The 12,567-nt window shown below is 62.9% G+C and carries 11 protein-coding genes; 7 read left to right on the top strand and 4 right to left on the bottom strand.

Annotated elements, in window-relative coordinates; genetic code table 11:
• Nucleotides 1–101 precede the first annotated feature (101 nt).
• Nucleotides 102–905 carry an AraC family transcriptional regulator gene (locus G522_RS0114400; RefSeq protein WP_026791649.1) on the bottom strand — a complete coding sequence of 268 codons (804 nt, stop codon included), beginning with the start codon at nt 903–905 and terminating at the stop codon, nt 102–104.
• 74 nt (nt 906–979) lie between these two features.
• On the opposite strand from G522_RS0114400, the gene G522_RS0114395 reads away from it, so the two are divergent.
• The 6 genes from G522_RS0114395 to G522_RS0114370 all read left to right on the top strand — a co-directional run bounded on the left by G522_RS0114395 (nt 980) and on the right by G522_RS0114370 (nt 7,023).
• Complete coding sequence (locus G522_RS0114395; protein ID WP_026791648.1) at nt 980–1,912, top strand: NmrA family NAD(P)-binding protein; 933 nt, start codon at nt 980–982, stop codon at nt 1,910–1,912.
• 277 nt (nt 1,913–2,189) lie between these two features.
• Complete coding sequence (pstS, locus tag G522_RS26945; RefSeq protein ID WP_425414064.1) at nt 2,190–3,245, top strand: phosphate ABC transporter substrate-binding protein PstS; 1,056 nt, start codon at nt 2,190–2,192, stop codon at nt 3,243–3,245.
• Nucleotides 3,246–3,411: 166 nt separating this feature from the next.
• Nucleotides 3,412–4,362 carry a phosphate ABC transporter permease subunit PstC gene (gene pstC, locus G522_RS26940; RefSeq protein ID WP_425414065.1) on the top strand — a complete coding sequence of 317 codons (951 nt, stop codon included), beginning with the start codon at nt 3,412–3,414 and terminating at the stop codon, nt 4,360–4,362.
• Nucleotides 4,363–4,474: 112 nt separating this feature from the next.
• On the top strand, nt 4,475–5,308 hold the full coding sequence (gene pstA / locus G522_RS0114380) for a phosphate ABC transporter permease PstA (RefSeq protein ID WP_036839402.1): 834 nt from the start codon (nt 4,475–4,477) through the stop codon (nt 5,306–5,308).
• Nucleotides 5,309–5,320: 12 nt separating this feature from the next.
• Nucleotides 5,321–6,148: a phosphate ABC transporter ATP-binding protein PstB gene (gene pstB / locus G522_RS0114375; RefSeq protein WP_026791646.1), complete on the top strand. Its 828-nt coding sequence runs from the start codon at nt 5,321–5,323 to the stop codon at nt 6,146–6,148.
• 305 nt (nt 6,149–6,453) lie between these two features.
• Nucleotides 6,454–7,023, top strand: coding sequence for a dienelactone hydrolase family protein (locus tag G522_RS0114370; RefSeq protein ID WP_026791645.1), 570 nt, complete (start codon nt 6,454–6,456; stop codon nt 7,021–7,023).
• A gap of 289 nt (nt 7,024–7,312) precedes the next feature.
• Here G522_RS0114370 and G522_RS26935 read toward each other — a convergent pair whose 3' ends face one another.
• The gene (locus G522_RS26935; protein ID WP_245586667.1) at nt 7,313–8,023 is read right to left on the bottom strand and encodes a class I SAM-dependent methyltransferase; all 711 of its coding nucleotides are present in this window, start codon (nt 8,021–8,023) and stop codon (nt 7,313–7,315) included.
• A gap of 446 nt (nt 8,024–8,469) precedes the next feature.
• Here G522_RS26935 and G522_RS29025 point away from each other — a divergent pair, with 446 nt between their 5' ends.
• Nucleotides 8,470–9,321 (top strand): helix-turn-helix transcriptional regulator, encoded by an 852-nt coding sequence (locus G522_RS29025; RefSeq protein WP_026791644.1) that lies wholly within the window; start codon nt 8,470–8,472, stop codon nt 9,319–9,321.
• A gap of 67 nt (nt 9,322–9,388) precedes the next feature.
• Here G522_RS29025 and G522_RS0114355 read toward each other — a convergent pair whose 3' ends face one another.
• Both G522_RS0114355 and G522_RS26925 read right to left on the bottom strand, forming a co-directional pair.
• A complete protein-coding gene (locus tag G522_RS0114355) occupies nt 9,389–10,960 on the bottom strand; it encodes a DHA2 family efflux MFS transporter permease subunit (RefSeq protein ID WP_026791643.1) in 1,572 nt (523 codons plus the stop codon).
• A gap of 204 nt (nt 10,961–11,164) precedes the next feature.
• Nucleotides 11,165–12,484 (bottom strand): HlyD family secretion protein, encoded by a 1,320-nt coding sequence (locus G522_RS26925; RefSeq protein ID WP_051228642.1) that lies wholly within the window; start codon nt 12,482–12,484, stop codon nt 11,165–11,167.
• Between the last annotated feature and the right edge of the window lie 83 nt (nt 12,485–12,567).

The following is a 12,567-nucleotide window of genomic DNA, read 5'->3' as shown; positions in this document are numbered from 1 at the left end:
TTCGTATTTTTATCAATATACATGGCAGTAATACTTGTCCTTCCTTGCCTGAAGGCGATGTGGCTTGCTTACATGGCCAATTGGGGGCGTTCCGCGCCTGTTCAGGTGGCGAAATAGCGCGTGGGCGTCACTCCGAGCGCCTTCTTGAACATGACGATGAAGGCAGTGGGAGACTCGTAGCCGAGGTCGCTCGACACCTTCTGGACTGTGGCGCCGCTGGCGAGTTCGCGCAGGGCGATGACGAGGTGGAGTTGCCGCCGCCAGCGGCCGAAACTCAGCCCGGTTTCCTGCACCATCAACCGCTTGAGGGAACGCTCGCTCATGGCGACGTGGGCGGCCCATTCCCCGACGGTGCGCCGGTCGCCGGGGTTTCCCGACAGCGCCGAGGTGATCGCGGCGATCTTGGGATGGCTGGACACCGGAAGTTTCAGGCCGTCCCTCGGCATCAGCGCCAGTTCGTCCAGCAACACCCTGACGAGGCGGCCGACGTGATCGTCGGGCGCGTAGCTGTCCGGCGCGTCGGCAAGGCGCAGGATCATCTCGCGCAGCATCGGCGACACGGACAGCGTGCAGCATTCGCCCGGCAGTGACGCCGCCTCCGGTTCGACGAACAGGTAGGTAAGGAGGGCGTTGGGCGTGGCCTGGTTGTTATGCGGCACACCGCCGGGGATCCACACGCCGCAGTCCGGCGGGACGATCCAGAGACCATTCGCAGCCGTGCAGGTGACGGCGCCGTGCAGGGCCAGAATGAGCTGACCCTGCCGGTGCTGATGCTGCCGCACCTCGGCCTGATAGTCGCTGAAATCGAGACGCAGGGCGACCGCCGGGCGATCCGACCTGTCAGGATCGAAGTCGAGAAAGCAGGAACGAAGCGCTTTGGCGGATTGGCCTGATTTGGAGATCATATGGCATTATCTCCAAATTCGTACGCTGCGCAATCCGCTATGCATGGGGAAACCCTCGCTTCAAGGAGTTTCACATGCGAATTGCAGTCGTCGGCGCAACCGGCAGGATCGGAGCCAAGCTCACCCGGACGCTGCTCGGCGCCGGGCGTCAGGTTAAGGCGCTTTCACGCGGCGGCCCGGCCCTCGACGCTCTGGTCGAGCTCGGGGCCGAGCCGGTGATCGGCAGCTTCGACACCGGTGCCGGAGACATCGGCACATTCTTTCAGGATGCCGACGCGGCCTTCCTGATGGTCAAGACCGACTGGAACAACATTCACGGCCACTATCCTATGGTCGCTCGTCGCTTTGTCGACGCGCTGTCCAAGTCTCCGGTCAGGCTGGCCGTGAGTTTGTCGGCCATCGGATCGGAGGTGAACGGCCAGACCGGCCATTTCGAATGCTTCCATCACCTCGATCAGGCGCTGAACCAGCTGGACCATATCGATCTGGTCCATTTGAGGGCGGCTTGGTTCATGGAGAACACGCTGGCCTGGATCGGGCCGGTCGCCAGATACGACCGCATCGCCTGGTCGTTGAAGCCCGAGCTTAGGACGTCCTGGGTGGCCACCGACGACATCGCCGAGATCGCGGCAAACGATATGCTTCATCCCGTGGGCGAGCACCGCCTCATCCGGGAGGTCGGCTCGGAAGACCTGACGATGCCGGAGCTTGCGGCGATCATCGGCCGGGAGATCGACCGTCCCGTGGAGTATCGGTTCATCGACCGGACGCGGAAGGATGTGGAAGCCGTGTTTCTCAAGAGGTTCGGGACGGCCGAACTCTGGCTCGACGACAGCCTGACAGCGGACGCCCTCAACAATGGCGTCGTGCGCTTTCATGGCAAGCGTGACCCGCTGCCGACCACGATGGAAGCGTTCATCAGAACTGTCTGGAAGCCGCGTTACCTGAAGGCCGTTGCAGAGGGAAACGAACCCGAGACGTTCCCCATGTGGAGCGCCGGGCTCTGAGGCATTCGATTGGGAACAGCCCGCCAAGAAAGTTGGCGACAACGGCGACGGGTCGCCTGGCCGGCGATGCCGTCGTCTTCGGGAATCTTCCCTCGGAACAATCGCTAAGCAAAATCGCGTAGCCCACATGCCGGTTTCGGCTTTTGTTCCATCACACTTTGTTGAAATTCGCCTTCAGATAACGTCACCCAACTGTCACGCAACGGGCATAGCCCGGCGTTTGTCGAACCAAGCTGGCCGCCCTTCGGTCAGTCAAAAAGCACTTGGGAGAGACGACGTGACGCACTTTTCAAAACTCATCGCGACGACCGCCACGGGCCTTGCCGGCCTTCTGCTGGCAACGGCCGTTCAAGCCGCCGACATCTCGGGCGCCGGCTCGAGCTTCATCTATCCGGTGTTCTCCAAGTGGGGCGCTGCCTACAAGGAAAAGACCGGCGTAGCCCTGAACTATCAGTCGATCGGCTCCGGCGGCGGCATCAAGCAGGTGGAAGCCGGCACGGTGACGTTCGGCGCGTCCGACAAGCCTCTCTCCGATGACGAACTCGCCAAGAACGGCATGATTCAGTTCCCGATGGTCATGGGCGGCATCGTGCCGATGTACAACGTCGACGGCGTCAATCCCGGCGAGCTGGTTCTCGATGGTCCGACGCTGGCGCACATCTTCGACGGCACCATCACCAGCTGGGACGATCCGGCGATCGTCGCCCTCAACAAGGACCTGAAGCTGCCGAGCCAGCCGATCGTCGTCGTCCACCGTTCGGACGGATCGGGCACCACCTTCAACTTCACCGACTACCTGTCCAAGGTATCGCCGGAGTGGAAGGACAAGGTCGGCTCCGACACCGCGGTCGAATGGCCAGTCGGCCTCGGCGCCAAGGGCTCGGAGGGCGTGGCCAACACGGTCAAGCAGACCGCCGGCGCCATCGGCTACAACGAGTATGCCTACATCGTCCAGAACAAGCTTGGCTTTGCCAAGATGGTCAACGCCGCCGGCAAGGTGGTGACACCGTCGCTCGACACCTTCGCCTCGGCCGCAGCGAATGCCGATTGGGCCGGCGCCAAGAACTTCCACGTGGTCATCACCAACCAGCCGGGCGATGCCAGCTGGCCGATCGCCGCCTCGACCTGGGTGATCATCCACACCGACGCCAGCAAGGATCCGGACGCCTACAAGGGCGCGCTGACCTTCTTCGACTGGATCTACAAGAACGGCAAGGAAGACGCGGCCGCGCTCGACTATGTCGCAATTCCCGACAACGTCTCCAAGCTCGTGGAAGCGTCGTGGTCGGCGATCAAGATGGGCGACCAGCCCGTGTTCACCGCAATGCAGTGATCTCCTCGCTTGAGGAGAGCATTGCTTCGGCGGGTGGAGGCACGGGCTTCACCCGCCGATTTTTCTTGTTGGGATCGTTCTCTCCGGGTCAAAGGCGGCGCCATTGAAGACGTCCGACTCCTCCGATGACATCGCGGCCGATGGCCCCTTCGTGTCCCCACGCGAGGTGGTGGCCGACCGACCGGTTCGTCGCCGTCCGGCCGGACCTAAGTATGGCGATCGGCTGTTCATCCTGCTGAGCCGCGGCGCCGCTTCGCTGGTGGTCGTCCTGCTCGGCGGCGTGCTGGTGGCACTTGCCCTCGGCGCCCTGCCGGCCTTCAGGGAATTCGGCCCCGGCTTTATCTGGGAGGATCGCTGGAGCCCGGCCAAGGATGTATTCGGTGCCGCCGCGCCGATCTACGGCACTCTGGTCACCTCAGTGATCGCCATGGTGATCGCCGTTCCCCTGTCCTTCGGCATTGCCATCTTCCTGACCGAACTTTGTCCGGCGTCGCTCAGGCGACCGATCGGCATCGCCATCGAGCTGCTCGCCGGTATTCCCAGCATCATCTACGGCCTCTGGGGCTTCTTCGTGCTGGCGCCGATCATGCAGAGCACCATCCAGCCGGTGCTCATCGGCACGCTCGGCAACCTGCCGGGCATCGGTGTGCTGTTCAAGGGTGCGCCCTATGGCGTCGGCATGCTGACGGCTGGCGTGGTGCTGGCGATCATGGCGCTACCCTTCATCACAGCGGTGACGCGCGACGTGTTCGCCACCGTGCCGGCCATGCTGCGCGAGTCGGCCTATGGCGTCGGCATGACCACCTGGGAAGTGGTGCGCTACATCGTCATTCCCTATTGCCGCACCGGCCTTGTCGGCGGGATCATGCTCGGCCTCGGCCGGGCGCTCGGCGAAACCATGGCGGTGACCTTCGTCATCGGCAACTCGCACCGGATCGCCGCCTCGCTGATGGCTCCGGCCACCACCATCTCCGCGTCGATCGCCAACGAGTTCACCGAAGCCACCACGCCGCTCTACACCGCGAGCCTGATTGCCCTCGGCCTCATCCTGTCGGTCATCACCTTCCTGGTTCTGGGATTGGCCAAGTGGATGATCCAGCGCTCGGGAGTTCACTAGAGCCCTTCCGGCGAACTCCGGTTCACCGGAAAGGCTCTAACTCTTTGTTTTCCAGCAATTTCGGACGCAAAACCGGTTCCCACTTTTGCTGAAATTGCTCGAGAGGTTGCCGATGTCCCTGCTTTCCCGCCGCCGCTGGACCAGCCGCATCGTCATGTTCCTGTCGATGATCGCCACGGCCTTCGGCCTCCTGATCCTCGCCGCCATCCTGTGGACGCTGCTGAGCCGGGGCATCACCGCCATCAGCCCGGAGCTGTTCTACCTCGACACGCCGCCGCCCGGCGTGGCGGGTGGACTCGCCAATGCGCTCTACGGCTCCGCCGTCATGACGCTCCTGGCGCTGGTGATCGCCGCGCCGCTCGGCGTGATGGCCGGCACGGCGCTGGCCGAATTCGCCGGCACCTCGCGGATAGCCGACGCCGCCGGCTTCCTCAACGACGTGCTCTTAAGCGCGCCGTCCATCGTCATCGGCCTCTTCGTCTACACGGCCATGGTGGTACCGATGGGCCATTTCTCAGCCTGGGCGGGCGCTGCTTCGCTGGTGATCATCGCCCTGCCAGTGATCGTCCGCACCACGCAGGACATGCTGCAGCTGGTGCCTGGCACGTTGCGCGAGGCGGCGGTGGCGCTCGGCACGCCGCGCTGGCGCATCGTGGTGTCGGTGATTTGGCGTGCGGCGAGCAACGGCCTCGTCACCGGCATCCTGCTCGCCTATGCCCGCGTCGCCGGCGAGACGGCGCCGCTCTTGTTCACCGCGCTCAGCAACCAATACTGGAATTCCAACCTGGACGCGCCGATGGCCAGCCTGCCGGTGGTCATCTTCCAGTTCGCCATGAGCCCCTATGACGACTGGCAGCGGCTGGCCTGGGCGGGCGCCCTGATCATCACGCTGACCATTCTCGTCATCAACATCGGCGCCCGCGCGCTCGGCACCTCCAAACACTGAAGGACGGCCGCCATGACCGACACCTCTCCGCTCAAAGCCAAGGTTCCGAACGGGCAGCGCGCCGCCCGTCCAACGCTCGACAAGCCGACCAAGATTGAGGCGCGAGACCTGCGCTTTTCCTATGGCGGCGACCGCGAGGTCCTGAAGGGTATCGACGTCGTCCTGCGCGACCGCACGGTGACCGCCTTCATCGGCCCGTCCGGCTGCGGCAAGTCGACGCTGCTCCGGATCTTCAACCGCATGTTCGATCTCTATCCCGGCCAGACGGCGACGGGGGAGGTGCTGTTCGACGGCCGCAACATCCTGTCCAAGTCGGAAGATCTCGAAGAGCTCCGGGCGCGCATCGGCATGGTGTTCCAGAAGCCGACGCCCTTTCCGATGTCGATCTACGAGAACATCGCCTTCGGCATCCGCTTGCACGAAAAGCTCAGCAAGGCCGAGCAGGACCATCGGGTCGAGGCGGCGCTGCATAAGGCGGCGCTATGGGAAGAGGTCAAGGACAAGCTCCACCAGAGTGGCCTCAGCCTGTCGGGCGGCCAGCAGCAGCGCCTCTGCATCGCCCGCGCCATCGCCATCCGGCCGGACGTGCTGCTGCTCGACGAACCGGCATCGGCTCTCGATCCGATCTCGACCGCCAAGATCGAGGAACTGATCGACGAACTGCGCGCCGACTACTGCATCGCCATCGTCACCCACAACATGCAGCAAGCGGTGCGCGTTTCCGAATACACCGCCTTCATGTACCTCGGCGAACTCATCGAGTTCGGTGCGACGGACGATATCTTCACCCACCCGCAGAACCCGCGTACCGAGGCCTACGTCACTGGCCGATTTGGTTGAGCGCGAGGGGAGCCCGTAGCCCGAGCGAAGAGCTAGATGAAGATGAGGAGCTAGGCCGCCCGCGTCGCGTCCGGCAGAGAAGCGTCATCTGCTGCCGGAACTCGACCCCATGCCGGTGGCCAAATGCCGGTGTGGTTCGTCCGCTTCATAGTGTGACGGAACCGATGCGCCGATCCCGAAGCCAACCTGACCGAACGCTGCATGGACAACCACGCCGGCTGCCGTGCAAAGTGGCAGGAAGCCTACCGGCCTGGGCGGCGCCTGAGGAGGCAACTCCGCTCGGACCCAAGCGGGGAGGGTAGACGATGGCTTCGGTGGTTCTCTTCCACTCGGTTCTCGGTTTGCGGCCGGTGGAGCTTGCCGCCGCCGAGAGACTGCGCGTGGCCGGGCACAGCGTGGCGGCGCCGGATCTTTATGATGGAGCAATTGCCGACACCATCGACGACGGCATGAAGCTGATGGAGGATATCGGCTGGGACCGCATCTGTCAGCGGGCGCGAGCTGCTCTGTCGGGTCTGCCCGCCTCGACGGTTCTCGTCGGTTTCTCGATGGGCTGCGGCGTGGTGGCGTCCGTCTGGCCGGAGCGGCCGGAAACCAGGGGCGTGTTGCTGCTGCACGCCCCGGCGGACGTTCCGGCCGGTATGAACCTCAAGGGGCTGAGGGCACAGTTGCACGTCGGCGAGCGCGACGACTTCTGGACCCCGGAAGACCTCCGGCGCTGGCAGATGGCTGCGGAACTCGCCGGCATGGCGGCTGAGCTCTTCGTCTATCCCGGTGCCGGTCATTTCTACACCGATCCCAGCCTTGCCGACTATCAAGTGTTGGCGGCCGACCAGACGTGGCAACGGGTGCTTCGCTTCCTGGACGAGGCCTAGCCGAGGCTCAGCTCGCAAAGTAGAGCGCCGGCGGCGATTTCGCGCAGAGCGGATGGGGTGCAGTTAGCGCCGCCACCCGCTGCCGACCACGATGGAGGCGTTCATCAGAAACGTCTGAAAGCCGCCTTATCCGAAGAGGGTTGCCGAGGGAAAGATGCCTGAGACGTTCCACATGTGGAGCGCGAGGGACTTAAACCTTCCCGGGCTAGACGGTCCCGACGATGGACCGCTTGGTCGGCGATACCGTCGTCTTGGCGCTGTCTCGCCGAAACGTCTCGAGAAACAACCGCTAAGGGAAAGTCAATAAATGACGTGCCGATCCGCCATTTTGTTCCAGCACTTTATGTTGAGATTCACTGGTGGGTAACGTCACCCAACTGTCAGGCAACGGGCATAGCGGGAATTTGATCGGTTGCCGCGTGATGCGATAGACCGCGGCCGGTGGGATGTTCAGAACTGCGCGGCCGATGCGTGTGGCTCTCAGGCCGAGGCGATCGAGAACGACAGCGGGAACCGGACACCTCGGTCCGTAAGTGAATTGGTAGAAGCCGCCGTTCGGACGAAGATAGGTGAAGGCGCCGGCGAGGATGGACATCACCTTGCGGGCAGGTATCGACAGAAGCGGCAAACCACTCACGACCGCTTCTACGGGAGTGCCGGCATATATCTGGTGATGAACGAGATGCGTAGCATCCATCTCCAGGACGCGCGCCGCCGGAAAACGGTCTTCCAGCATTCGAACGAAGTCCGCGCCGTACTCGATCAGCGTGAGATCGCTCTCCGGGACGCCGCGGCCGAGTATTGCCCTGGTGAACACGCCGGTGCCCGGGCCGAGTTCAAGAATGGGCCCTCCTGGGAAGATCTCTCTGGTCATCATTCGAGCCAAAGCCTGTCCTGACGGCGCTATTGCCGCAACCCGAAGTGGATCGGTCAGCCACGATCGGAAGAAGCGGACGAAGTCCGAACAAGGCGAAGTCCGAACAGGAGATGGCTTTGTCATGTGTCTTTCTTCCTAGAGCATCATCTGGCCGGAGTGAGGTTTGCCGGATATCGACATACTCTCCCAACCTCTGTCGGTCTGGCCGCAGACTTGAAGTTTGTGGGTCGTGGATATGCGATGCCGATAGGACTGTCATTGAGCAGGGAGCCGCTTTGATTGACCGATCGTTCAGTGTCATTATTATCGACGAGCAAGCTGTCGCCGCGTTTGATACCTAGAGCATGTTCGGCGAGCTCTGGTTTGCCGGACATGCTCTAGTTCTTTGTTGTCGCATTGTTTTTGCGGAAAACCGGTTTCCACTTTTCCGCACAATGCTCCAGATTCATTTGCTGGAGCGGCCGCTTTTCGATCAGGTTGGGGATCCCTGATCGGCGGGTGCTCCAGCGGCCTGCATTGCGAAAAATCCTCTGTCCTATTCGTCTGCAATGACGGAGAAATATGATCCCATGACCGAGAGAGTCCTTGGCAATTTCTCGATCGCTTTACGGACGCCGGACATCAAGTTCACGGATGTCAGAATCGAACTCGTCGTCCTCAAAACCGGTGAGGAACTCGATATCCAACATCCCGATCGAGTTGTTTTTGTCTTCATCCGCTCGGGAGACTGGGAGTTATCCTTCGCCGACCAGCCTGACGAGGCGATATCGTTTCCCACTGGATCGGCAATCGTCGTGGAACGTGGGCAGCTCCATACATGGCGCGCCAATGTGTCCGGCGAGATTTTACTCGGGACTACACCAAGGACACTTGGGGTTATTCAGTATTTGCCGGGTGAATTCATCGCCGTGCCGCCATCCGCTGCGCCTTATTCCTCGGCCCTATCATTGGTTGCCGACATGATGGTGGCGGAAATCAGGTCTGGTCACGCCGAAGCCGACGGCAATGTCATCCGGCGCTGCGCGGAGATCGCGGTTATCCAGACTATCCGCCATGTTAGAAACTCTCTCATTCTCGCCGGAGCGCCCAAGCAGATCGTGCATGATGAGTATCTGCTGCGGGCGTGGGTGGCCTATTTCGCGGCGCCCAAGGACAAATGGACCGTCAAGACATTGGCAAAGGCGGCTGGTCTAGGTCGAACGGCCTTCTCGCAACGATTCACGGCTGCCATTGGCACACCGCCTTTGCAGACGTTGACGCGCCTTCGCCTTCAACAAGGCCAGGAAATGCTGCGCAACAGTCACGCACCTCTGATCGAGATCGCTTTCACCCTCGGCTACCAAAGCGAAGCGGCCTTTGTACGGGCATTTCGCCGCGAATTCGGCGTTCCACCTGGCAAATATCGTTCCAACTTCTCATAAAACTGAACATCCGGCCGACACTCATCGGCCGACTAACGGAGGTCCGGCGGCGCGGTACCGAATGAGCTCAGTGTCCGCCACCGCCACCACCCGGAGGCGCCGCCGGCTTCTTGACGAAGGGCAGGGCGAGGACGAGGGCAAGGAAGATCAGCGTCAGCAGCAGAAAGATGTCGTTAAAGGCCATGATGGTCGACTGCTGCTGAGCAAGGCCGGTCAGCCTGGATATGGCGGCGAGGTGGGCGTTGCTGCCCAGTTCCGACAGGCTATGCTCCATGCCGGTGATGGTCGACATGGCGGTGGAGCTGGTGATGTTGACCGCCTCGCGCAACCGGTCGAAATGCAGGTCGCTGCGGTTGGTCATGATCTGGTTGATCAGGGCCAAGCCGACGGCGCCGCCGAGGTTGCGGGTGAGGTTGAACAGGCCCGAGGCATTCTTCATCTCGGCCGGCGGCAGCGTGCCCAGGGCGATGTTGTTGATGGGGATCATGGAGATCATCATGAACACGCCACGGAAGATCTGCGGCCAGAACAGTTCCCAGAAGTCCCAGTCGGCAGTGAAGCCGGTGGAGAGATAGGTGGCGGTGGCGACGCCGAAGAAGCCGATGCCCATCATGACCCGCGGGTCTAGCTTGGTCGCCAGGCGACCGGCGATCGGGGCGGCGATCAGCATGCCAATACCGGAGACGAACATGGTCTCGCCGATCTGCAGGGCCGAGAAGCCACGGATGCGGGCAAGATAGAGCGGATAGAGGTAGGTGAGGCCGTAAAGACCTATGCCGAGGCAGAAGGAGAAGGCGCTGCCGAAGGTGAAATTGCGGTTGGTGAAAGCCTTGAGATCGACGATCGGGTTGGCGCGGGTGAGCGCCCGGAAGAAGAACACGATGCCGCCAATCGTCATCACGGCGGTGAGAAAGGCGATGCGATCGTCCTGGAGCCAGTCCTTGCTGGGACCTTCTTCCAGCACGTATTCCATCGAGCCGAGGAAGGTGGCCATAGCAGCGAGGCCCCACCAGTCGAACACCTTGAACAGGCTGAAGTCGGGCTCGTCGAAGTCGATCAGGAAATAGCTGGTCACCGTCACGAAGATGCCTGGCAGAATGTTGACCAGGAACAGCCAGTGCCAGGAGAACAACTCGGTAAGATAGCCGCCGACGGTAGGGCCGATGGTCGGCGCCAGCGTGGCGACAAGGCCGATGATCGGTGTCACCAGGCCCATCTTGTTTTTCGGAAAGATGGTGTAGGCCGAGGCGAACACCGTGGGGATCATGCCGCCGCCGATGAAGCCCTGCACGGCGCGCCACAGGATCATGTCGTTGATGGACGAGGCGAAGGCGCACATCATCGAGGCGAAGGTGAAGCCGCCGGCGGCGATGACGAACATCCAGCGCGTCGAGATCATGCGCGACAGGTAGCCCGACAGCGGGATCATGATCACTTCGGCGATCAGATAGGACGTCTGAACCCAGGAGATCTCGTCATTGGCAGCGCCAAGGCCGGCCTGGATTTCGCTGAGCGAGGCCGAGACGATCTGGATGTCCAGGATCGCCATGAACATGCCGAACACCATGCAGATGAAGGTGAACAGCCGGCGGGTGGTGAAGGTCGGGCCGGCAGCGACGGGCGAGGCAATGGCGGACATGGGCGGTGACCGATCTCGGAGCAATTCCAGCAAAAGTGGGGTCCGGTTTTGGGTCCGGAATTGCGTCTTAAGGATGGGAAGGAGCGTTTCCGGTGAATGTGTTCACCGGGAATGCCCTTTCGGCCGAGGGTGCGCGGGGCCGCGCACGCCGGTCGCATCAGGAATGAGCGCGGCCGACCCCTCAAGGATCGGCCGTTGAGGAATTTAGCCGGCCGGTGTGGCACCGGCTGCCGCGGTACGGGTCGGCGCCGTGCGCGGATCGGCGGCGACCACCACGGAGAGGCCGGGGCGGAGCTTGCCGCTCGCCGCCGCCTCGGCAGGCACCGCGATGCGCACCGGCAGGCGCTGCACCACCTTGGTGAAGTTGCCGGTGGCGTTATTGGCGGGCAGCAGGCTGAACACCGAGCCGGTGGCCGGCGACAGGCTTTCCACCTTGCCGAGGATGGTCGTCTCGTCGCCGATCGCGTCGACGGTGATGCGCACCGTTTCGCCGGGAACCAGCTTGGCGAGCTGGGTTTCCTTGTAGTTGGCTTCGATGTGGGCGCTGCCAGTCGCAACCAGCGAGGCGAGCTGCTGGCCCGGCGTCACATAGGTACCCACCTCGACCGCCTTGTTGCCAACGATACCGTCGACGGGCGCGCGGATCTCTGTGAACGACAGATCGCGGTTGGCCTTGTCGAGGGCGGTCTGCAGCGTCTTGCCGGTGGCTTCCGCCTCGGCCTTCTGCGCTTTCAGCACTTCGATGTTGGCCTCGGCCACTGCGACGGCCGCCTCGGCAGAGGCGACAGTGGCACGGGCAGCGTCGCGATCGGTGCGGGCGTCATCGAGTTGCGACTGGGCCGACACCTTGCTGGACACCAGCGTCGACTGGCGGGTGAAGTTGATGTCCTTGGATTCCAGAGTCGCCTGGGCAGAGGCAACACCGGCCTTGGCCTGGGCCACCTGCGCCTCGCCAGCAGCAATCTGCTTGTCGATGCGGGCGATGGTCGCGACGTTGCCGGCGAGCGCGTTCTGCGCCTGGGCAACAGCCAGCATGTAGTCGCCGCTGTCGATGCGGGCAATGACGTCGCCCTTCTTGACCATCTGATTGTCGGCGACCATGACGTCTGTGACATAGCCGGATGCCTTGGCGGCCAGCGTGGTGATGTCTGCGGCGACATAGGCATCGTCGGTGGTGATCAGGAAGCGGCCATCGGTCCACCAGGCATAGCCGTAGTTGCCGCCGAACCAGGCGGCGGCGCCGAGCAGGGCAACGAAGATGACGCGGCTGACGATGCTGCGCTTCTTCTTTGGCTGCGCTTCGGCGGGGGCTGCCGGCTTGACCTCATTGGTGCGCTGCGGGGCCGCGGGGCCTTCGTTGCGCTGCGGCGTGCTCGGGGCCTCGTTGACGTGCTGAGGCACACCCTGGGTATCATGGCCGTGCTGCGGCGCGCCATGCACGGCGTCGCCCGCGGGGCGGATCGGGGTAACGGTGGCTTCCGAGCCGTCGCTCTCGTGAGCGGCGTTGGCTTCGCGCTTGGCCATGGTAATCTCCATTGTCCACTGTCGGCCGGGCCGAGGAGGGACTGCGCCGTCGCCGACGCTTCACTAAACTTAGGTATTGTTCC

Source organism: Pleomorphomonas oryzae DSM 16300 (assembly GCF_000422965.1).
Taxonomy (GTDB): Bacteria; Pseudomonadota; Alphaproteobacteria; order Rhizobiales; family Pleomorphomonadaceae; genus Pleomorphomonas; species Pleomorphomonas oryzae.
Note: the sequence above shows the minus strand (reverse complement) of the source record. Positions and strands in the feature narration are given on the sequence as shown.